Below are 20433 nucleotides of genomic sequence, written 5' to 3' on the forward strand. Positions count from 1 at the left end.
GCTGGTGGTCGGGTCAGGACAGGATATCAGACCAGACGTTTGCCAGAAGACTACATCTTCCCCGCCACCTTGATCGCAAACGCGTATTCGAAGGCGATCTCTTCCAGCCGCTGGAAGCGTCCCGAAGCACCGCCATGGCCGGCGCCCATGTTGGTGCGCAGCAGGATCGGCGCGTCGCCGGTCGCCTTCTCGCGCAGCTTGGCGACCCACTTGGTCGGCTCCCAGTAGGTGACGCGCGGGTCGGTCAGGCCGGAAAGGGCGAGGATCGGCGGGTAGGCCTGTGCCGCCACATTGTCGTAGGGCGAGTAGGAGGCCATCAGCTTGTAAAAGGCCTCGCTCTCGATCGGGTTGCCCCATTCGGCCCATTCGGGCGGCGTCAGCGGCAGGGTGTCGTCGAGCATGGTGTTGAGCACATCGACGAAGGGGACGGCGGCGATGATGCCGCCGAATTTTTCCGGTGCCATGTTCGTGACCGCGCCCATCAGCATGCCGCCGGCCGATCCGCCCTCGGCGACGATCTTTGCGTAGGATGTGAACTTCTCCTGATTCAGATAGTCGGCCGACGCGATGAAGTCCTTGAAGGTGTTGGTCTTCTTGTCCATCTTGCCGTCTTCGTACCAGGCATAGCCTTTCTCCTTGCCGCCGCGGATATGGGCGATGGCATAGATGAAGCCGCGGTCGACGAGCGACAGGCAGTTGGTGTTGAAGCCGGCCGGAATCGAGATGCCGTAGGCGCCATAGCCGTAGAGCAGGCAGGGTGCCGAACCGTCGAGCGGTGTGTCCTTGCGATAGAGCAGGGTGACCGGCACGCGCTCGCCGTCATGGGCAGGCGCGAAGACGCGGCGGGTAACATAGTCGTCGATGTTGTGGCCGGAAGGGACTTCCTGTGTCTTCAGGAGCGTCCGCTCGCGTGTCGCCATGTTGTAGTCGAACAGTTGCGACGGCGTCGTCATCGAGGAGTAGGAGAAGCGGATGACGTCGGTGTCGTATTCCGCAGCCCCCGAAAGCCCGAGCGAATAGGCCTCTTCGGCAAAGGCGATCTCGTGCTGCTCGCCGCTCTTGCGGTCGCGCACGATGATGCGCGGCAGGCCCTCGTGGCGCTCCAGCCAGACGAGGTGACGGGCGAAGGCGAGGTGGTTGAGGATCAGCGTGCCGGGGCGATGCGGTACGACCTCGCTCCAGTTCTCCCGGCCCGGTGCGTTCACCGGCGCCTGCATGATCCTGAAATCCTTGGCGCCGTCGGCGTTCGTCAGGATGAAGAAGACGTCGCCGCCTTCCGTCATGGAGTATTCCAGGCCCGTGCTGCGCGGCGAGACGATCGCCGGCTCCGCCAAAAGATCCTTGGTCGAGAGCAGCCGGTATTCGCTCGTCTCGTGGTCGTGGATGTCGATGTAGATGAAGTCATCGAGCAGCGAGCCGCCGACCGACATGAAGAAGCCGGGGTCCTTTTCCTCGTAGACGAGGCGGTCCTGCGACTGCGGCTGGCCGAGGACGTGGTGGAAGATCTTCGAGGGGCGGTGGTTCTCGTCCTGAAGCGTGTAGAAGAAGCTCTTGCCATCAGGCGCCCAGGCGCCGCCGCCGCCGGTGTTCTCGATCAGATCGCCGCGATCCTCGAGGGTCGCCAGATCGCGCACCTTCAGCGTGAAATATTCGGAGCCCTTGTCGTCATAGCCCCAGATGCCGAGCGAGTGATCAGTGCAGTGGTCCAGCCCGGAAAGACGGAAATACCCCTTGCCCGCAGCCTCCTTGTCGCCGTCGAGCAGGAGCGTCTGCTCGCCGCCGTCGCGCGGCTGACGGAAATAGCGTGGCTGCTCGCCGCCCGTCACATAGGAGGTGCCGTAGGCATAGGGGCCATCCTTGACCGGCACCGACATGTCGTCTTCCTTGATGCGCCCGCGCATCTCCTTGAAGAGCACCTTCTGCAGGTCCTTCGTATCCTCCATCGCCGCTTCCATGTAGGAGTTTTCGGCCTCAAGGTGTGCGCGGATTTCCGGGTCGAGTATGGAGGTATCCTTGAACATCGCCTGCCAGTTGTCGGCGCGGAACCAGGCATAGTCGTCAATCCGGGTGATGCCGTGGCGCGTGTCCTCGACCGGCTTCTTCGTGGCGATCGGGGCTGTGGGAAGGTTCTTGAATGCGGTCAAGCTGAGTACTCCGGCAAATCAGGCGGGACAGAAGGACAGAGATAGAGGTGCAGGCGCCTTGCATCAAGACACTTGCCTTCTCGAGCGCTTGTCTCACTCTTCCGTCATGCTGGACTGGATCCGGCATCCAGCAGCGCAAGTACTTGCGCGGGTAGAAGGACCAATCGCGCCGCAGACGCGGCGCGGCTGGATGCCGGCTCGGGGGCCGGCATGACGGAGAGATGTTGGCAGCTGTCACCGGCGCTGGCCGCGAATGTCCATGTCGAACTTGACGACGTTGAGATAGATCGGCGTGCCGACGTCCATGTGATAGCGCGAGCGATAGACGTTTCCGCTCACGTTGAAGGCAATCGCGTTGCCGTTGAGGCCCTGTAGCCGCACCGCGAACTGTTCGCGGTGCGTGATGCCGCGGGCGGTCAGCATGCCGTCGACCACTGCGGTATTGTCGCCGGTCTGCCGCACGGCGGTGGAGCGGAAGGTCACGGTCGGATAGGCGTCGGCATCGAAGACGGCGCTCGAGCGCAGGAAATTCTCCATGCGTTGCTCGGGCGTAGACACACTCTGCGGATAGAGGGTGAAGGAGACGGTCGACGCGCCGATACTGCCGCCGTCTATGCGGAAGCGCCCCGAGAACTTGGTGAACCTGCCATTGATGCCGCCACCGCCGACCTGGTCCACCGAGAAACGGATCTGCGAGGATGCGCCGATGTCATAGGTACCGGCCACCTGAGACAATTCGGGTGCCGCCTCTGCGCAAGGAGTACCGAGAAGGGCCGGGAGGACGGCGAGCGTCACGACAGCATATTTCATCTTTTGCTTCCTTCACTTGTTCCGGTGCTTGGTCCCGTGGGCGTCGGGCCAGAATCCGGGCGAACTGGATCCGGGAGAACCTGCGGCGATCGCCCGAGCATTCGCAGCAGCACCTCGTCACGGCGGACAAAATGGTGATAGAGCGCGGCAGCGGCGTGGAACACGGCCAGCCCGAGCAAAACATAGGCGGCGCTCGCGTGGACCAATGTCCAGAAGTCTTCTGCCGCGCCGCTTCTTGCCAGCGGCAGAGACGGGATGACGACCAGATTGAAGAAGAAGGTCGGAATGTTCAGCGTCGAGGTCGAGGCAACGGCCCATCCCGCAACCGGCACGGCAAGGGACAGGAGCGCGAGCGCGACATGCGTCGCATGCGAGGCCTTCCGTTCGATCGGGCTTAGGCTCGGCACCGGTGGCGGATGACGGGTGAAGAGCCATAGCGCGGCGCGCAGGCAGGCAAGGCCGAGGGCCGCGATCCCGATCGACTTGTGCCATTGGTAGAGCGAGAACTGGAGAGCAGGGTCTATCGCCATACGGCGCATGACGAAGCCGAGGCCCACAAGGCCGAGGATCATCAGGGCGATCAGCCAATGCAGGGCGATCGCCAATGCACCGTATCCGCTCCCTTGCCGCATATCCGGCCTCCGATCACATCAGAGCTTAACAGACAATCAAGGTAGTCCGTTTATTCCGGAGTATCGTTCGCTCCGATATCCGGATGCCTCAGTCCCGGCGCTTTCCGATGGAATGCGCAATTCAATTGTCTCGCCCTACAGTCCCTGTTTCAATGATCCGCATCCTTGCTTCCGCCACCCTTGTGCTTTCCCTCATCGGTTCCGCTGCTGCTGGCCCGCGACTGGTGGAACCCAGGTTGCACGTTGCGAAGAGCCACTCCGGGCCGGCGCGTGTCGCGCTCACCTTCGATGCCTGCATGGGCAAGGTCGATATGCGCATCCTCGACGTTCTGCTGCGTGAGAAGATCCCGGCGACGATCTTCGTCACGGCCCGTTGGCTGAAGCACAATCCGCGAGCGACGGCGGTGCTGCGGTCTCATCCCGAGCAGTTCGAAATCGAAAATCACGGCGCCATGCATGTGCCCGCCGTTGACTACCCGACCTCGGTCTACGGCATCACCGCGGCAGGCTCGCCGCAATCTGTGGCGCGCGAGGTCGAAATTGGCGGTGAGGCAATCCTTGGCGCCGGCGCGCCGCCGCCACATTGGTTTCGCGGAGCCACGGCCAAGTATACAGCCTCCTCGATCACGGAGATATCAAGGCTCGGTTACCGGATCGCCGGCTATTCGGTGAATGGAGACGACGGCTCGTTGCTGGGGGCGAAGGCCGCGGAACGGCGGGTCGCTTCGGCGCGCAACGGCGACGTCGTGATCGCCCATATCAACCAGCCGTCCCATGCTGCAGGCGCAGGGGTTGCGAAGGGCATCCTGGCATTGAAGGCAAAGGGTGTCACATTCATTCGCCTGTCCGATGCGGATGCCGTGGAACCTGCGCCCGCCCTCTGACGGGCGGGACTGAACCGATTGACAGGACCTAGCCCGGCAAAACCGGCTTCTGCTTGTTGTCGGTGCGCAATTCGTCCGCGATCGTCATGCCGATGATCGACAATGGCAGCGCCAGCATCGCGCCGGCAGCCCCCCACATCCAGCTCCAGAAGACGATCGCGGTGAAGATGATGAAGGCGTTGACCTCCAGCCGCTTTCCCATGACAGACGGCAGCACGAAGTTCTCGATCACGAGGTGCGTCAGGAAGAAGGCGAGCGCCGGCGTCAGCCCGATCAGGACGGTGTCATGCGCCAGCAGCCCCGCGGCGACCAGCGACAGCGTCATGACGGTGACGCCGAGGAACGGCACGAAGGACGTGACGAAGGCGAAAAGGCCCCACATCCAGGGTACGCCCAGATTGCCGACAAAGGCGATCAGGGTCGTGACAACCCCGAGCGCGCCATAGGCGAGTGCGGCGGTGGCGAAGTAGTAGCTGAGCGACCGGTCTATGGCATTCATCACGCGGATGGCCGTGAGGCGTTGCTCACGCTCGGCAAAGGCGAGGACAAGCATGCGGCGCAGCCTCAGTCGCCCCGAAAGGAACAGGACGAGTGCGGCGAAGAATATCAAGACCTGGACCAGCGCCGGAGTGACACCCGCCGTTATGATACCGAGGAGACTGCCTGCTTTTTCCAGGGCGCTGTCGAGCGTGACGGAGCCCGCCGTGAGGCTGCGAGGGTTGATGTGGAGCCATTCGAGCCTGTTCAGAAGCGGTGTGATGCGCTCGATCGTCGCGTTCACGAGGTCCGGCGCTTGCCCGGCAAGACGCATCAGCGGACCCGAGAGCGCTACGGCCGCGAAAAAGACACCGATGCCGAACGATGTGGCGAGCAGCAGCGCCGTCGGCAATGGCGGGATGCCCAGGTCGTTCAGCTTCTCTGCCGCGACGGCAAGGATCAGACCGGTCACAACAGCAAGCGTCAGCGGGATCAGTATCGGTGCCATCACGTAGATGGCTCCGAGCGCCATGATGATGAAGATGCCGATCATCGCCCAGCGCGACGTCAATTCCAATCCGTCCATGGGGGGAGGTGGCTCTTCCGGCAGGAGGCTCGCCCCCTGGCCATTTTCGCTCTTGCTCAGCATCTCGTGCATCGCGCTTCTCCCCTCGCTGCGCCGGTAACGCACGGCAAGGATTCCGGTTCCGGATCGCGAAATGAAAGGAAGCGTAGCACATCAAATAGCGGGGAAAAGGCGACGATGTCCCGATTGTGACTCTCAATTGCCCCATTTCCCTCGCAGGGACCGCACGACCCAGCCCGGAGTGATTCATCGCATGAAGACCGCCATCGCCCTGTTCGTGACCGCCTGTGCCATTGCGCCGACCGCGCATGCGATGGATGCACGTTTGCGCGGCCAGTTCGAAAAACTAGATCCGCAGACCCGGATGGAGCAGCGCTGCGACCTGGAGGCGATGAACCGCATCAAGGCTGCAAAGCTGGGCTACCGGCCGGACAAGGTGATCGCCTATTCGTTCGGCGATCCCGTGACCGCCGACAACGTGCTCAAGGCGAAGGGAGCGGTCTTCCGCAGTGAGGGCGAGTGGTACCGGCTGGCCTTCAAATGCGAGACCACGCCGGACCGTTTCGATGTCACAACCTTCAAATTCCGCATCGGCGAGATGGTGGCGCGCGAGGATTGGGACGCGCATTACCTCTACGATTGATACGGGGCAGGAGCGGGCAGTCTCAGCGTTTAGGCTGACAGTTTCAGACCAATGCCCCAAGGGTCGATCAGCGAAATACCGGCGCCGTTCCTGGTGGTCGCGATCTCCAGTTCGTCGAGCTTGGCCACCGCCTTTTCGAGCCGGTCGGCATCGCTGAAGCGTATCGTGTAGTCGGAAAGTCCGGTCATGTGAGCCTCGCGCTTGGGTGCCCCGCGCGAATTCCAGACATTCGCGCCGATGTGGTGATGATACTTGCCTGAGGCGAAGAAGCTTGCGCCGGGATAGCGCGCCATCAGATCAAGACCCAGCACGTCGCGGAAGAAGGCGTCGGCCTGCGGGATGTCCGTGACCTGCAAATGGATGTGACCCATCGCCGAATCCTCCGGCAGCCCCGTCCAGTTGTCCTTTGGCGCTTCGTCATAGAGCTTTTGCAGGTCGAGCGGCAGCGTCGCCATCTCCACCATGCCATCGGCCAGATAGTTCCACTCCTCGCGTTTGCGGTCGCGATAGACCTCGATGCCGTTGCCTTCCGGATCGTCGAGGTAGATCGCCTCGCTGACGAGGTGATCGGACGCGCCGGTCAGCCGGACCACGCTATGGGCGGCATGCGCCAGCCATCGCGACAACTCCCTGCGGGTGGGTACGAGGAAGGCGTTGTGAAACAGCCCGGGCGTCCGTCGCGACGCGCGGACAGCGTTCCCATCGGTCGTCAGCGTCAGCAGTGGGCGCCCACCGGTTCCCAGCGTGTGGCCCGAAGCGCTTTTTTCCAGCACGGAAAGCCCCATCACCTTTTGGTACCAGTCGGATGTCAGCGGCAGATCGACGACGACGAGGTGTGAGTGATCGACATGCGCGGGCATGTTGACGGCATGATCGGGCGAGGAAAGCGCTGTGGCTTCGGACATTGAGAACCTCCAATTCAAGTTCCGACGTGTCGCGCCGCGTCCGGCTGTCAAGGTTGCGGGGCGAATGCCGGTTCGGTTTCGACGAAACCGTTGTTGGCAAGGAATATGGCCGAGCGTCACCGTTCAGAAAAGATGGCGATTTGGCGAAATTTCGTCAATGCAGCGTTGACGATGCGGCGGGCAATTCGAGCGGTTTCGCTTTCGTGGGCGTTGGTGCAACCTTTCGTTACTGTCATTGCGGCGCTACCACATAGATTTGTCTTGATCCTTGTCAATGCGGCGCGCAGTCTCGGCAGACAACGTAGCTTCATCTTCATGGGGTGAAGCTGAAGAAGGAGCCGGGCATGTATAACAAGATCATTGTTCCCGTTGCCATGGACCAACTGGAGCGAGGCGAGCAGATCATTCGCAGGGCAGTCGGCTTGCTAGCCGAGGGCGGCGAAATCGTTCTCGTCCATGTGATCGAAGTCGCGACGGGTTATCTTTCGATCGAGTTCCCGGCCGCCCTGGTCGAGATGGAGATTCAGCAGGCTGAAGAGCGACTTGGCCGGATGCGGCAGGATCTTGGCATCTCCGCCGTGATCGACATTCGCTATGGCGGCAGCGCGCGCCAGATCATCGCCGCCGCCCAGGAACACAAGGCCGACCTGATCATTCTTGCTTCGCACCGTCCAGGGCTGGCAAACTACCTGTTGGGTGCGACGGCAGAACGGGTCGTGCGTCACTCGCCGATTTCCGTACTCGTCGATCGCTAGCGCATTCCCTCGAAGATCGGGCCGGTTTTCGCACCGGACTGTCTGCAGGTTCAAATTAGGTCGAGCGCCGGGCATTGGGACGGGCGGCGCAGCAGGGGCAGGAATACTCAAGAAAGGAAAATCCATGCTGGATACCGCACTATTCAAGGACAGGCTTCTCGGCCGCAAGCATGAACTCTACCGCCGCCTGCACAAGATCGAGGGCGACCTGGAGGCTACGCCCAATCCCGACGCCGAAGAGCGGGCGACCGAGCGGGAAAACGACGAGGTGCTGGAGGAACTCGGCAACACTGGCTTGGACGAGCTGGCGGCGATCGATGCCGCGCTCGATCGCATTGAAGCCGGAACGTTCGGCATCTGTGCCAAGTGCGGAAATCCGATCTCGCCCAAGCGGCTCGAGGCCGTTCCCCAGGCGGCGCTCTGCGAGGAATGCATCAAGAGATAGGATGCTCAGCTGTAGGCCGGATATGTCCGCGGGCTGGAGTGCGGTTTCAAAGCGTCGGAGCGTTGCAATTGCGCGGCGCTCCGAACCATTACAGCCGTTACCAAAAGTGAAGCCAGTTCCGGCACTTGGCCTGACGTAGGCCTTGAAGATGACGCCTGCTATTGGCACCATTAATTCCTCCGCAAGGCCACGGGGCGCTCCCGGACGGGAAGGGAGTGGGGCATGCATGGCGCCGATGGTCCCGACCTGCCGGACGCGCCTCCGAAGTCTGAGCGTGCACACATGTATAGCGTGGAACGGGTCGCATGGAACTCGAAGGTTTCAGATGGCAGTACGATCGCCATGAACTGATTGCCGATGGCATCGTTCATGGCGTCGGCGTCGTGCTTGCCCTGGTTGGCGTGACGGCATTGCTGTTCTACGCCACGGTGTGGGCCTCCAGTGGTCAGCTTGCCGCCGCGTGGATCTACGGCGTCGGGCTTGTCCTTTCGCTCGGCATCTCCTTTGCCTACAACCTCTGGCCTGTCTCGAAGGTCAAATGGTACTTGCGCCGGTTTGACCACTCGGCGATTTTCGTCCTGATTGCCGCAACCTATACGCCCTTCCTCCAGCGGGGCTGGGACGACCCCCTGCTGCTAGGCATGCTCGTCGCCGTCTGGTGCATCGCGGCGGCGGGGATAGCGCTAAAATTCCTCCGCCCGGGGCGCTACGACCGGCTGGCAATCCTGCTTTATCTCGCCATGGGCTGGAGCGGCGTATTTGCCGCCGAATCCTTATACGAAACCCTTCCGGGCTCGACAATGGTGCTGATCCTGATCGGCGGGCTGCTCTATTCGACCGGCGTGATCTTCTTCGTCTGGCAGAACCTGCGATTCCAGAACGCGATCTGGCACGGCTTTGTCGTCGCTGCGGCCGCCGTCCACTATTCCGCCGTCGTCACTTGCATGAGTGCCTGATGGGCGTCGCCCCGTTAGCAGCGGTTGGTTTGGCTTGCCGACAAAAACCACTTAAGTAGACGTGAATCAGCGATAACGGACAGGGAATATGGAGCAAGCGACACTCATCCGCGATGCCCGCGAAGACGATATGGCTGCGGTTATGGAGATCTATAACGACGCCGTCGCAAACACGACCGCGATCTGGAACGACACGCTGGTCGACCTCGACAACCGCCTCGAATGGTTTCGCGGCCGGCGTGAACGCGGTTTTCCCGTTGTCGTTGCCGAACTGGACGGCAAGGTGGTCGGCTATGCTTCCTATGGAGACTGGCGCGCCTTCGACGGCTATCGCCACACCGCCGAGCACTCGATCTACGTGCACAAGGATGCACGCGGCAACGGCATCGGCCGGCTACTGCTCGGAAACCTGATCGACCGCGCCCGATCCTCCGGCATCCATGTGCTGATTGCCGGCATCGAGTCCGAGAACGAGGCCTCGATCCGTCTGCACGAGGGCTTCGGGTTTCGCGCCGTCGGCCGGTTCAAGGAAGTCGGCACGAAGTTCGGCCGGTGGCTGGACCTGACGTGCATGGAACTATGCCTGCAGCGCCCAAATCAGTGAACGGAAAATGGGGGAATACGCGCACGTTACGTCAGGCGGTCGGGATCAGTTTCCGAGGCTGATTGCGCAAGTCGCTGATTGTTTGCCGGTTTCTCCTGCCGTCATTCCTCCGCGAAGGTCAGCGCCACGCCGTTCATGCAATAGCGCAAACCGGTGGGCGGTGGGCCGTCGGGGAAGACATGTCCGAGATGGGCGTCGCAATCGGCGCAGCGGATCTCGACCCGGTTCATGCCGTAGGACAGGTCGCGGTGGTTTGTGACCGCATGCGGATCGATCGGCTGGGTGAAGCTCGGCCAGCCTGTCCCCGAGTTGAATTTTGCCTGCGAACTGTAGAGCGGCCGATCGCAGCAGACGCAGTGATAGGTGCCGGTCTTAGAGCTGTCGAAGTCGGGGCTGGAGAAGGCCCGTTCCGTTCCGTGCTGCCGGGTGATCCGGTATTGCTCCGGTGTCAACAACTGGCGCCACTCCTCGTCCGTCTTGAAAACTTTCAGGTTGGAAACGTCGCTCATGGGGTCCTCCTTAGCCATGCATGTAGGAGTAGGGCAGGGGGAATGCAATCGAGGGGGCACATTGTCGGCCTGCGCCCTATCTCCCGCGTGAGACCACGGTCACGGTCGGGTTCGTGTTCGATGCATTTTGCCGCTGGCAACGACGGTGGAGCATCTGGCGTGGCAGAGACGGGGCATTGCTTTCCTTCGTGCTTGCACGGGGAAAAGCAACAATATTGCGTTTTAAAGGTGGCGATTTCGGCCATACCACCTTAGAACGTCCTCACGGACGAACACGGAGAACCGTGCAGACGCGCAGGAGAGGGCATGCAACCAGACACCATGGCATTGACGTTTGTCGCCTTCTGTCTGCCTTTCCTCGGGTCGCTTGCAGCCCCCTTGCTCACCCGTCTTCTTGGCCATCGGGCCGCCTGGCCGCTCGCGCTTTTTCCGGCTGCGATCTTCTGGCATTTCGCCCGCTTCCTTCCAGAGGTCTCGCGCGGCGAAATCGTTACCGGCGGCTACAACTGGGTGCCGTCCTACAATGTCAGCTTCTCCTGGCTGATCGACGGCCTGTCGCTGACCTTCCTGCTGTTGATTTCCGGCATAGGCACGCTGATCGTCCTCTATTCCGGCGGCTATCTTAAGGGGCATCCGCATCAGGGGCGCTTTTTCTCCTTCATCCTGATGTTCATGGGCGCAATGCTGGGGTTGGTGGCTTCCGACAGCTTCCTGATGCTGTTCGTGTTCTGGGAACTGACCTCGATCACGTCGTTCCTGCTGATCGGCTTCGATCATGCGCGCGAGGCCTCGCGTCGCGCCGCCTTGCAGGCGCTAGTAGTGACAGGCGGCGGCGGCTTGTTCCTGCTTGCGGGCCTGCTCGTAATCTGGAATGTCACCGGCGTTACGCAGCTTTCACTGCTTCTGTCCTATGGCGAGGAAGTGCGCGCGAGCCCGTTCTATCTGGCGATCCTCGTGCTCGTGCTCGGCGGCGCCTTCACCAAGTCCGCCCAGTTCCCCTTCCATTTCTGGCTGCCGAACGCGATGGAGGCGCCGACGCCCGTCTCCGCCTACTTGCACTCGGCGACCATGGTGAAAGCGGGCGTCTACCTGCTGATGCGGCTTAATCCGGTTCTCGGTGGAACGGCGCAGTGGGAGACGATCCTTCCGGCCTTCGGCGGGCTGACGCTGCTTGTCGGTGCCGTGCTGGCAATCCGCCAGACGGACCTGAAGCTGATGCTCGCCTACACCACCGTTTCCTCGCTCGGCCTGCTGGTCCTGCTGACCGGCTTCGGCTCCGAGCATGCGGCGGCCGCGGCCGCGCTCTATCTGGTGGCGCACTCGCTCTTCAAGGGCGCGCTCTTCATGGTGGCCGGCCTCATCGACCATGAGACCGGCACGCGGCACATCACCCGCCTCGGCGGTCTGGCACGCGCCATGCCGATCACCTTCGCCGCCGCCGTGCTGGCCGCACTATCGATGGGCGGTCTGCCGCCCTTCTTCGGCTTTCTCGGCAAGGAGGAAGTCTACACCGCTCTCGGCGGGGCCAATCTTCGAGCAATCGTGTTTACGCTGGCAGCGGTGGTCGGCAATGCGCTGATGTTCGCCGTCGCCTTCGCTATCGCGCTGAAACCGTTTCTCGGCGCAAAGGTCGAAACCCCGAAGACGGCGCACGAGGGGCCGCTGCTCCTGTGGCTCGGCCCGGTCATTCTCGCCGTTGGCGGCCTCGCCGCCGGGCTATTCTCCTCCGTCGTTCACCCGCTGGTTTCCTCACCACTTGCCAGCGCGATTGCCGGCAAGCCCGAGACGGTGACGATTTCGGCGGTGCCGCATGCCAGCGCCGCACTCCTGCTGTCGGCGGTGACGATCGCGCTCGGCATCGGCGTGCTTCTGGTGCTTGACCGTGCGCGGGCCGCCGCCGACCGGCTAGTGGAGGACATCGGCTGGGGGCCGGATCGCGGCTTCGACCAGTTCATGACCGGGCTGGTGCGTTTCGCCCACCGCCTGTCGCGCCTGCTGCAGCCGGGGCGGATGGAGGTCTACCTGACGGCGACCTTCGTCGTGGTGGCGCTGGCGCTGCTCCTGCCGCTCGCCTGGTACGACGAGTGGCCGCAACTGCCGATCTGGCCGGCGGATGCCCAATTCCATGAGCTTGCGGTGATGGCACTGGCGCTGGCCGGGGTCGCCGGCGTGCTGACGGCGCAAAACCGCCTCAACGCGATCCTCGCCCTCGGCATCCAGGGGTTTTCCGTGGCGCTGTTGTTCCTGCTCTTCGGTGCGCCTGACCTGTCGTTCACCCAGTTCATGGTCGAGACGCTGTCCGTGGTGATCCTGGCGCTGGTCATGACACGGCTGCACCTGCAACCGCGCGATGCCCGCCCGCTGGCGCAGAGGATTCCCGATGCCACGATCGCGATCGCCTGCGGGCTCGGCTTCTCGCTCTATCTGCTGCGCGTGACGCAAGAGCGTTTCGATCCGGTCCTGACCGATTTCTTCAATCTGTACTCCAAGGCGATCGCGCACGGCGCCAACGTCGTCAACGTGATCATCGTCGATTTCCGCGGTACGGATACGCTCGGCGAAATCGCCGTCGTCATGACGACGGGGCTTGCAATTCTTTCGCTGATCCGCATCCGCAAGCCGGCGCCCGAACCTGCGAAGGAGACGCGCCGATGAACACCGTCATCTTTCGCACGCTCGCCCCATTCCTGACCGCACTGATGCTGCTCTTTTCGGTATTCGTGCTGCTGCGCGGCCACAATGAGCCTGGCGGCGGCTTCATCGGCGGATTGATCGCTGTCTCGGGGCTTGCGATCTACGGCATCGCGCGCGGCATCCAGCCGGTGCGCGAGGCGCTTTGGTTCCACCCGCTGACGATCGCCGCCATCGGGCTCGTCCTCGCCTGCATCGCCGGCTTCATCTCGATGTTGTCAGCCGTGCCGTTCATGACCGGCCTGTGGATCTATCCCACCCTCTTCGGCGTCGAGATCCCGCTTTCGACTGTCATGCTGTTCGATTTCGGCGTCTATCTCGTCGTTGTCGGCGCGATCACCTCGATCGCGCTCGCGCTCGAAAGGGACGACATCTGATGGAAGCGCTGTTTTCGATCCTGATCGGCCTCTTCTTCGCCGCGGCGGTCTATCTGATGCTGTCGAAGTTCCTCGTGCGCATCCTTCTGGGCGTCGCGATCCTCGGCAATGCCGTGAACCTTCTGCTGTTCACCACCGGGCGCATCGTCCGCGAGGTACCGCCGATCATTCCGGCCGACCTCGACCGGCAGATGGCGGTGACCGCCAACCCGCTGCCCCAGGCCCTGATCCTGACGGCAATCGTCATCTCGTTTTCGTTCTTCGCCTTCCTGCTGGTGCTCTCCTATCGCGCCTTCCAGGACTTGAGGACGGACAATGCCAATGAAATGCGCGTGGCCGAGCCCGAAGCCGACGGCGCGCCCCCGACCGGATACTAGGACTTCCGATGGCCGCAAGTTCCGCGATCGATCTATCCCAGGCACTCGTCATGTCGTCCGCGCCGCTGGCCGACTGGCTTGTCGTGCTTCCCGTGGTCTGGTGCCTGGCGAGCGGTGCCGTTCTGTTGATGCTGCGCAAGAATGTGCGCATCCAGCCCTGGCTTGCCATCGCCGCGCTGCTCGTGCTTTTGGGGCTCGACGGCCTGTTGCTTTGGCACGTCGCGCAAGGTGGCCCTGTCACGATGGTGATGGGGCGTTGGCTGCCGCCCTTCGGCATTGCTTTCACCGTCGATCTCACCGGCGCGCTCTTTGCCTTCTTCGCCGCGGTGATTGCGCTTGCCGGCGGCGTCTTTGCGGCCGAGGACATCGACGCGTCGGGCCGCCGCTATGGCTTCTATCCGTTCCTGATGCTGCTGATGGCCGGGGTGTCCGGGGCGTTTCTGACGGGTGACATCTTCAATCTCTATGTCTGGTTCGAGGTGTTGCTGATCTCTTCGTTCGGCCTCCTCGTACTCGGATCCGAGCGCAAGCAGATCGACGGTGCGGTCAAGTACGCCTTCCTCAATCTGATCGCCACGACCCTGTTCCTCATCGCCGTCGGCTATCTCTACGGCCTGTTCGGCACGCTCAACATGGCCGACATCACGGTCAAGGCGGCCGAGCGGCGCGGCGACCTGCCGTTGATGACCCTTGCCAGCCTCTTCGTGCTCGCCTTCGGCATGAAGGCTGCAGCCTTCCCGGTCAATTTCTGGCTGCCTGCGTCCTATCACACGCCACGCGTCGTCGTGTCGGCACTGTTCGCCGGCCTTCTGACCAAGGTGGGCATCTATGCGCTCGTCCGCGTCATGGTCATGCTTTTCCCCGTCGAGCGAGAGGAGTTGAGCTTCATGCTGGCGGCGGCGGCCGCAGCGACCATGATCTTCGGCGCTCTTGGTGCCATCGGCCAGAGCGACATCCGCCGCCTGCTCGGCTATCTCGTGATTTCGGGTATCGGCGTGATGCTCGCCGGCGTTGCGGTCGGTGGCCCCGGCGGTGTCGGCGGTGCGCTCTTCTATGCACTGCATTCCATGGTGGTGATGACGGCGCTCTACATGACGGCTGGCGTCGCCGGCCGGATTGCGGGTAGCTTCGATCTGCATAGGAGCGGTGGCATTTACGGCCGGACCGCCTTCTTTTCGGCATTGTCGCTCGTGCTGTTTCTCTCCGTCTCCGGCATGCCGCCATTCTCGGGATTCTGGCCGAAGGTGATGGTGGCGAAGGCCGCAATCGACATCGGCGCCTGGTGGCTGGCGGGGGCGGTGCTTCTGACCGGGTTCCTCACGATGATTGCCGTTGGCCGCGTCTGGACACTGGCCTACTGGAGGCCGGCCGAAGCCTCCGCCGTCGCCGATGCAGTGCCGCGGACCAGTGCGCTTGTTCCGCTCTGCTTGCTTGTGCTGGTTACGGTTCTGGTCGGGCTCTTTCCCGATACGCTGCTGTCGCAGGTCCAGTCGGCCGCAGCACTGCTTCTGGAGCCTTCGGCCTATGTCGGATCCGTCTTCCCGCAAGGAGTGCGCTGATGCTGTTTTTGATCGCAGTCGTCTTTGCCATTGTCTGGGCCGCGGTGACCGGCAGTCTTTCGCCGCTCAACCTCATCCTTGGCTTTCTGCTTGGACTTTTGGCGCTCTGGATCATCAGGCGTGATTTCGCCGGCGGCCGCACGGTCTTCCGGCCGTTGAAGCTCCTCTCGCTTGCCATCCTCTTCGTCAAGGAACTGGCAATCTCCGCCTGGCGCGTCGCCGTGCTCGTCGCAAGGCCGAGGATGGATCTGAAGCCGGGCATCTTCGCCTTTCCGCTGGCAGTGGACCGCGACATCGAAATAACCCTCCTTGCCAACCTGATCACGTTGACGCCCGGCACGCTGTCCGTCGACGTCTCCGAGGATCGGCGCTTCCTCTATGTTCATGCCCTCGATTGTTCCGACCCGGTCGGAACGAAGCGCGACATCGCCAACGGCTTCGAGCGCAAGATCCTGGAGGCACTCCGCTGATGAACGCTCAAGCCATCGTCAATGCCGCCTCGGCCTTCGCGCTGTTTCTCACGTGCATGGCCTTCTTCCTGACGGCCTACCGAGTCATTCGCGGCCCAACGCTGCCGGATCGGATAGTAGCGCTCGACATGCTCGTGGCGATCGCGATCGGCTTCCTTGCCGTCGTGGCAATCAAGACCGGCTTCAACCTTTATGTCGACATCGCCATCGCGCTCGGCCTGGTCGGCTTTCTCTCCACCGTCGCCTTTGCGCGCTTTGTGCTTACCCAGGGCAAGCCTGTCGACGAGGCGGACCCGATGGCCGGTTCTACCGACGGCAGGGCGAAATCGGTGCCCTCAAGGGCCAAGCGGCCGACGAAGAAGGGAAGGGAACGATGATCGAGTTTGTTCTGGCTCTCGTCGTTTCGGCCATGCTGGTCGTCGGTGGCATCTTTACCTTCCTGGCGGCTGTCGGCGTCGTGCGCCTGCCGGACGTCTACACCCGCATGCATGCAGCCTCCAAGGCCGGTACGATCGGTTCCGGGCTGATGCTGATCGCCGCCGGCCTGCATGCGGGCGACTTTGCCATCTTAGCGCGCGCGTCCGCCGGCTTCGCCTTCTTCATCCTGACCGCCCCGGTTGCGGCGCATCTTGTTGCAAAAGCGGCACACCAGGCGGGATATCGGCTGTCGCGCCGCGCGGTCTGCGATGAAATGCGTGATCACGCCAAGAAGTGAGGAGCGGGCAATTCGTAACGAAAACGCCCTATTCACCATTCTTTTTTAGGTTCTCACCCAAATGGGTGATGTACAAGACACGGATTGTGATCTCCAAAATATTATTGGACTTTCCGGGAAACAATGTTATTCCAATCCAAGTAAAGCTCTTATGTTGATTTTGCTTGCGCGATGAACTCCAGTCTAAGTTGCGGCCATTCTAAGGTGCTCCTTTTCGAACGTGGTTGTGGCTAAGATTTGGACGGGTGAGGGGCGCTCCGGTATCGGAAGTAATATTAGCGCGTTATGAAATCTGTCCCCGCGGGGCCGTCCTTTCACGGATGCGGGCAGGTTGATCCAGCCAAAACAAGGTAAGCTTTGCGCAAAATCGCAGTTTGGTTCCGCTGTCACCGTGTGTGGCAGATGGATCGTCCGACAGGAGAACACAATGACTGAGACTTCCGACGGCAACGGCTCAAATCTGCTGGTAGAATTGACCGCTGATATCGTTGCCGCCTATGTCAGCAATCACGTCGTACCGGTTTCCGAGCTCTCGACATTGATTGCAGACGTGCACGCCGCACTCAACAACACCTCGCAACCCGCTGCGGTAGTCGAGGCGCCCGTGCAGGCCGAAAAACCCAAGCCCCCCGTGCCGATCCGCAAGTCGGTTCAGAACGACTACATCATCTGCCTGGAAGACGGCCAGAAGTTCAAGTCGCTGAAGCGCCATCTGATGACACATTACGGCATGACGCCCGAAGAGTACCGCGAGAAGTGGGACCTGCCGGCGGACTACCCGATGGTCGCCCCGTCTTACGCCGAGGCGCGCTCCCGGCTCGCGAAGGAAATGGGTCTCGGCCAGCGCCGCAAGGCCGCCAAGCGATAGGATCGCGAGCACGATCCGTTTGATCTTGAACCGATCGTGCACTTTCCTTGGGACTCGGTTGCCTCGCTCGCGTCCAGCGGACGCATCGGCATTGCAAATCGGATCGAACAGACCGGGTCGCGCAAGCGGCCCGCTTTTTTTTGTCTCAGCAAAGGAATAAAAGCCTATTCGGGGACGAGGATTTACAATTTCCTCATTATTTCAAGGCGCGATTGCATCTGAGCACTTCCGTTCATCCCCGCATCTTGTGTAGGGTGTATGAATAAATTCCTATCAATGGAGTGCGTGCTGATGCGTGATGCCCTTACTTCCCCGGCGAGTGCCGCAAATCCCCTTCATTCTCGAACCTCGATCGGCGATGGCAAGCGCCGCTTGCGGGTGAGGCGTGCCACGTTGCTGGCCCAAGTGTTCACCGGGGCGGGGATGTTCCATCTGTGCGAGCCGACGGTGCGCTCCGTCTGTCGCGTGGTGCGCCAGCTTGTCGCCGAACTGTTGTCACTGTCGAGCGATCGGGTGCTGCGGCGGCGTCACAGCCGCCGGGCGGCGGCCCATGTCCGCCAGATCGCCATGTATGTCTGCCATGTTGCACTGCAGATGACCTTTGCCGATATCGGCACGGCGTTCGGGCGCGATCGCACGACTGTGGCCCATGCGTGCAACGTGGTCGAGGACCGGCGCGACGACCAAGCATTCGATGACTTCGTTGCAACGGTGGAGCGGATAACGCTCACGGTTTTCGGTACGACGGGGATGACAGAGCATGAGTAAGTCCCGGCCCGACATAGCTTTTTCCGCAAAGCGCCCGCTTGCCGACCTGTTGCGCTTCCTTGTGGCGTCCGCCGGAGATGTGACGATGTCGGGCGAGGACCCGGTGGTGCTGGAAACGCTTGACGGCAAGACGGCGACGGTGCCGAGCGCTGTTCTCGAGCACGCGCTGCGGCTCGGTCTGGCGGGGCGGCGCGGGCAGGCGTTGCAGGCCAAGCCTGAAACCCGCAACTTCATCAAACGGCTCCTGTCCGGTACCGACGGTTTCCAGGACCAGCATCGCGCGCTCGCCGAACGAACGATGGAGGTCGCAGCCGCGCGTCAGCCGGTACGCGTCAATCAGCTGGAATCGCCGCTCTTTGCGCTGTCGCGCCTGAAGGACAAGGCGGGCGTCCTCTTTCTTCCCGCAGCTGCAATCGCTGCGGGTGAGCAGTTCGCGCGAGACTTCAACCGCGCCGGCCTGCAGCCGCGTCTGACAATGGCCTGGGAGCCGCGGCTCGCCAGCCGCACCGGGGGAGAATTGGGGCAGGCACGCGAAATTTCGGACACTGCAGCGGCCGCACGGCAGCGCTTGCAGCGGGCGACCGAGGCGATGGGCCCCGAGCTTTCCGGTGTCGCGTTTGACGTCTGCTGCTTCACGAAGGGGCTGGAGACGGTGGAACGGGAACGGCAGTGGCCTGCACGATCGGCCAAGCTGATGTTACGCGCAGCCCTCATGGCGCTGTCGCGTCACTATGCGCCAGAACCGTCGTCCAAGCGGCACCAGCACGCCTGGGGCGCCGAGGGCTATCGGCCGGATATGGCGGTCCGCTCCGGCCGCGAAAGTGGCGGACCGGCATGAGGCTTGGGAAAGCGCAACGGCCCGATCGGCCGCTGCGTATCCTTCAGGCTGCGACGCGGACGGAGGCTTCGTCGCGGATGCGGCGTACCATCGAGCGCAGGCCATTGGCGCGTTGCGAAGACAGATGCTCGACGAGACCGATCTTGCCGAACACGTCGAGCGCATCGGTGCGGGAAATTTCCGAGGCCCGCTTGCCGGAATAGACGGCAAGCACGATCGCAACGAGACCGCGCACGATATGGGCGTCCGAATCGCCCTCGAAGGTCAGCACCGGATCGCCTGCGCCGTCGGAATGGGTGAGGAGCCAGACCTGGGAGGCGCAGCCCTGCACCTTGTTCTGCGACGTCCGCTTGTCTTCGCTTAAGTCCGGCAGCGCTTTGCCGAGTTCGATGACGTAGCGGTAGCGGTCCTCCCACTCGTCAAGGAAGGCGAAGTCGTCGATGATCTGGGCAAGGTCTGTCATGTCGCGTCCAAACTGTACTCTCGGTTGGACATATAATGCAGCAGGAACCGGATTTGAACCAGCCATAGTGCTTTGCCGTGTCCATAGAAAAAGAAACGCCGCGAGGCATGGGCAATCCTCGCGGCGGTTGCAGGAGCAACAAGGCAGGCAGTTATAAAGCTGGGCGTTACTGTGCCGGGTCGGGCCGGCGCGACGGAATGGCGATTGTGCCGGTGACGACGTTGTCGGCTTCGGTGTCATCTGCGGCGTCGGCGAGCGCTGGCAAAGGCTGCTCCAATGCGGCTTCGGCGGCGGCGGTGTTCTCGGCCGGGTCGGCAAACTGCGAATCGAGCAGCTTATAGGCGACGCGGGCGCCTTCCCGGGCCCGGTGGCCGAGCGCGACGAACGTTTCGGCGCCCTTCTCGCAGACGTCGGGTTTCTGCAGGCACATGGCGGAGAGATAGGTGATGGCTTCGCTTGCGGCGCTCACGGTGTCGCCGAGTTCGACGGCGGGACCCTGTTCCAGTTTCGTCGTCGCGTCGTGATCGAACAGCGGCAGGAGCACCAGCACCAGCGAAAACCAGAACGCTCCCTTGATCAGAAACCACATTGCCTTGCCCATCCTCGTTTCGGCGCGGCTCTTGCTGGCCGCTGCCTCTTCGCCATCCCCCGTCGATGTCCGACCGGTTCTGAACCATTGATGCGAGCATAGCGGTGGCAGGAAAATGGCCCTTTGCCGGAATCGCTCGGGTTTTCCTCAAAATTGCATAAAATTTGAAGGATCGGCCCTTTGATGTGCATTTCACTCAAATTTTAGCGACCGCCGTTAAGCATCGTGGCAGCGTGGTTCGGGCGAAGGTCCTTGGTGTCAGGCGTTCTCGGCGCAATGGGATGGCCAAAGAGGTTAACGCGACCGAAAAAATGCCGTATTTTTAATCGCTTACGCCCCGTTAACCACGAAATCCAAATGCCGCCTGT

25 protein-coding genes are annotated in these 20433 nt (G+C 62.2%); 17 read left to right on the forward strand and 8 right to left on the reverse strand.

Annotated features, from left to right (window positions below):
* Positions 1 to 50 precede the first annotated feature (50 nt).
* The 3 genes from IB238_RS02275 to IB238_RS02285 all read right to left on the reverse strand — a co-directional run bounded on the left by IB238_RS02275 (position 51) and on the right by IB238_RS02285 (position 3586).
* Positions 51 to 2144 (reverse strand): S9 family peptidase, encoded by a 2094-nt coding sequence (locus IB238_RS02275; RefSeq protein WP_192243187.1) that lies wholly within the window; start codon positions 2142 to 2144, stop codon positions 51 to 53.
* A 234-nt stretch (positions 2145 to 2378) separates the two neighbouring features.
* Positions 2379 to 2954: a YceI family protein gene (locus tag IB238_RS02280; RefSeq protein ID WP_192243189.1), complete on the reverse strand. Its 576-nt coding sequence runs from the start codon at positions 2952 to 2954 to the stop codon at positions 2379 to 2381.
* Positions 2951 to 3586, reverse strand: coding sequence for a cytochrome b (locus tag IB238_RS02285; RefSeq protein WP_192243191.1), 636 nt, complete (start codon positions 3584 to 3586; stop codon positions 2951 to 2953). The genes IB238_RS02280 and IB238_RS02285 overlap by 4 nt, the downstream gene beginning before the upstream one ends.
* 152 nt (positions 3587 to 3738) lie before the next feature.
* Between IB238_RS02285 and IB238_RS02290 the strand changes: the two genes are divergently transcribed.
* A complete protein-coding gene (locus IB238_RS02290) occupies positions 3739 to 4470 on the forward strand; it encodes a polysaccharide deacetylase family protein (protein ID WP_192243193.1) in 732 nt (243 codons plus the stop codon).
* 28 nt (positions 4471 to 4498) lie between these two features.
* On the opposite strand, the gene IB238_RS02295 is transcribed toward IB238_RS02290, so the two are convergent.
* Positions 4499 to 5605: an AI-2E family transporter gene (locus IB238_RS02295; protein WP_192243195.1), complete on the reverse strand. Its 1107-nt coding sequence runs from the start codon at positions 5603 to 5605 to the stop codon at positions 4499 to 4501.
* A gap of 181 nt (positions 5606 to 5786) precedes the next feature.
* On the opposite strand from IB238_RS02295, the gene IB238_RS02300 reads away from it, so the two are divergent.
* On the forward strand, positions 5787 to 6176 hold the full coding sequence (locus IB238_RS02300; RefSeq protein WP_192243197.1) for a DUF930 domain-containing protein: 390 nt from the start codon (positions 5787 to 5789) through the stop codon (positions 6174 to 6176).
* 29 nt (positions 6177 to 6205) lie between these two features.
* Here the strand turns inward: IB238_RS02300 and IB238_RS02305 are convergent, their stop codons facing one another.
* Positions 6206 to 7081 carry a VOC family protein gene (locus tag IB238_RS02305; protein ID WP_192243199.1) on the reverse strand — a complete coding sequence of 292 codons (876 nt, stop codon included), beginning with the start codon at positions 7079 to 7081 and terminating at the stop codon, positions 6206 to 6208.
* A gap of 105 nt (positions 7082 to 7186) precedes the next feature.
* Here IB238_RS02305 and IB238_RS02310 point away from each other — a divergent pair, with 105 nt between their 5' ends.
* The 5 genes from IB238_RS02310 to IB238_RS02330 all read left to right on the forward strand — a co-directional run bounded on the left by IB238_RS02310 (position 7187) and on the right by IB238_RS02330 (position 9841).
* On the forward strand, positions 7187 to 7405 hold the full coding sequence (locus IB238_RS02310; protein ID WP_192243201.1) for a hypothetical protein: 219 nt from the start codon (positions 7187 to 7189) through the stop codon (positions 7403 to 7405).
* Positions 7406 to 7425: 20 nt separating this feature from the next.
* Positions 7426 to 7836 (forward strand): universal stress protein, encoded by a 411-nt coding sequence (locus IB238_RS02315; RefSeq protein WP_192243203.1) that lies wholly within the window; start codon positions 7426 to 7428, stop codon positions 7834 to 7836.
* A 124-nt stretch (positions 7837 to 7960) separates the two neighbouring features.
* Positions 7961 to 8281 (forward strand): TraR/DksA C4-type zinc finger protein, encoded by a 321-nt coding sequence (locus IB238_RS02320; RefSeq protein WP_192243205.1) that lies wholly within the window; start codon positions 7961 to 7963, stop codon positions 8279 to 8281.
* Between the two features lie 305 nt (positions 8282 to 8586).
* On the forward strand, positions 8587 to 9237 hold the full coding sequence (locus IB238_RS02325; protein ID WP_192243207.1) for a hemolysin III family protein: 651 nt from the start codon (positions 8587 to 8589) through the stop codon (positions 9235 to 9237).
* A gap of 88 nt (positions 9238 to 9325) precedes the next feature.
* The gene (locus IB238_RS02330; RefSeq protein ID WP_192243209.1) at positions 9326 to 9841 is read left to right on the forward strand and encodes a GNAT family N-acetyltransferase; all 516 of its coding nucleotides are present in this window, start codon (positions 9326 to 9328) and stop codon (positions 9839 to 9841) included.
* Positions 9842 to 9942: 101 nt separating this feature from the next.
* Here IB238_RS02330 and msrB read toward each other — a convergent pair whose 3' ends face one another.
* Positions 9943 to 10350, reverse strand: a complete 408-nt coding sequence (msrB, locus tag IB238_RS02335) for a peptide-methionine (R)-S-oxide reductase MsrB (protein ID WP_192243211.1) — start codon at positions 10348 to 10350, stop codon at positions 9943 to 9945.
* A 306-nt stretch (positions 10351 to 10656) separates the two neighbouring features.
* Here msrB and IB238_RS02340 point away from each other — a divergent pair, with 306 nt between their 5' ends.
* The 10 genes from IB238_RS02340 to IB238_RS02385 all read left to right on the forward strand — a co-directional run bounded on the left by IB238_RS02340 (position 10657) and on the right by IB238_RS02385 (position 19013).
* On the forward strand, positions 10657 to 13005 hold the full coding sequence (locus tag IB238_RS02340; protein WP_192243213.1) for a putative monovalent cation/H+ antiporter subunit A: 2349 nt from the start codon (positions 10657 to 10659) through the stop codon (positions 13003 to 13005).
* On the forward strand, positions 13002 to 13418 hold the full coding sequence (locus IB238_RS02345; RefSeq protein WP_192243215.1) for a Na(+)/H(+) antiporter subunit B: 417 nt from the start codon (positions 13002 to 13004) through the stop codon (positions 13416 to 13418). The genes IB238_RS02340 and IB238_RS02345 overlap by 4 nt, the downstream gene beginning before the upstream one ends.
* The gene (locus IB238_RS02350) at positions 13418 to 13795 is read left to right on the forward strand and encodes a Na+/H+ antiporter subunit C (RefSeq protein ID WP_192243217.1); all 378 of its coding nucleotides are present in this window, start codon (positions 13418 to 13420) and stop codon (positions 13793 to 13795) included. The genes IB238_RS02345 and IB238_RS02350 overlap by 1 nt, the downstream gene beginning before the upstream one ends.
* A gap of 8 nt (positions 13796 to 13803) precedes the next feature.
* Positions 13804 to 15354 carry a Na+/H+ antiporter subunit D gene (locus IB238_RS02355; protein WP_192243219.1) on the forward strand — a complete coding sequence of 517 codons (1551 nt, stop codon included), beginning with the start codon at positions 13804 to 13806 and terminating at the stop codon, positions 15352 to 15354.
* A complete protein-coding gene (locus IB238_RS02360) occupies positions 15351 to 15824 on the forward strand; it encodes a Na+/H+ antiporter subunit E (protein ID WP_192247281.1) in 474 nt (157 codons plus the stop codon). Before IB238_RS02355 ends, IB238_RS02360 begins: the two co-directional genes overlap by 4 nt.
* Complete coding sequence (locus IB238_RS02365; RefSeq protein ID WP_192243221.1) at positions 15824 to 16201, forward strand: cation:proton antiporter; 378 nt, start codon at positions 15824 to 15826, stop codon at positions 16199 to 16201. The genes IB238_RS02360 and IB238_RS02365 overlap by 1 nt, the downstream gene beginning before the upstream one ends.
* The gene (gene mnhG / locus IB238_RS02370; protein WP_192243223.1) at positions 16198 to 16539 is read left to right on the forward strand and encodes a monovalent cation/H(+) antiporter subunit G; all 342 of its coding nucleotides are present in this window, start codon (positions 16198 to 16200) and stop codon (positions 16537 to 16539) included. Before IB238_RS02365 ends, mnhG begins: the two co-directional genes overlap by 4 nt.
* 427 nt (positions 16540 to 16966) lie before the next feature.
* Complete coding sequence (locus tag IB238_RS02375) at positions 16967 to 17407, forward strand: MucR family transcriptional regulator (RefSeq protein ID WP_192243224.1); 441 nt, start codon at positions 16967 to 16969, stop codon at positions 17405 to 17407.
* A 291-nt stretch (positions 17408 to 17698) separates the two neighbouring features.
* Positions 17699 to 18175, forward strand: coding sequence for a helix-turn-helix domain-containing protein (locus tag IB238_RS02380; RefSeq protein WP_348648189.1), 477 nt, complete (start codon positions 17699 to 17701; stop codon positions 18173 to 18175).
* Positions 18168 to 19013, forward strand: coding sequence for a DUF6456 domain-containing protein (locus IB238_RS02385; RefSeq protein ID WP_192243226.1), 846 nt, complete (start codon positions 18168 to 18170; stop codon positions 19011 to 19013). The genes IB238_RS02380 and IB238_RS02385 overlap by 8 nt, the downstream gene beginning before the upstream one ends.
* A 43-nt stretch (positions 19014 to 19056) precedes the next feature.
* Here the strand turns inward: IB238_RS02385 and IB238_RS02390 are convergent, their stop codons facing one another.
* Both IB238_RS02390 and IB238_RS02395 read right to left on the reverse strand, forming a co-directional pair.
* On the reverse strand, positions 19057 to 19476 hold the full coding sequence (locus tag IB238_RS02390; RefSeq protein WP_192243228.1) for a SufE family protein: 420 nt from the start codon (positions 19474 to 19476) through the stop codon (positions 19057 to 19059).
* Between the two features lie 166 nt (positions 19477 to 19642).
* On the reverse strand, positions 19643 to 20065 hold the full coding sequence (locus IB238_RS02395; RefSeq protein ID WP_192247285.1) for a DUF5330 domain-containing protein: 423 nt from the start codon (positions 20063 to 20065) through the stop codon (positions 19643 to 19645).
* Between the last annotated feature and the right edge of the window lie 368 nt (positions 20066 to 20433).

This window comes from Rhizobium sp. ARZ01 (assembly GCF_014851675.1).
Lineage (GTDB): Bacteria > Pseudomonadota > Alphaproteobacteria > Rhizobiales > Rhizobiaceae > Mycoplana.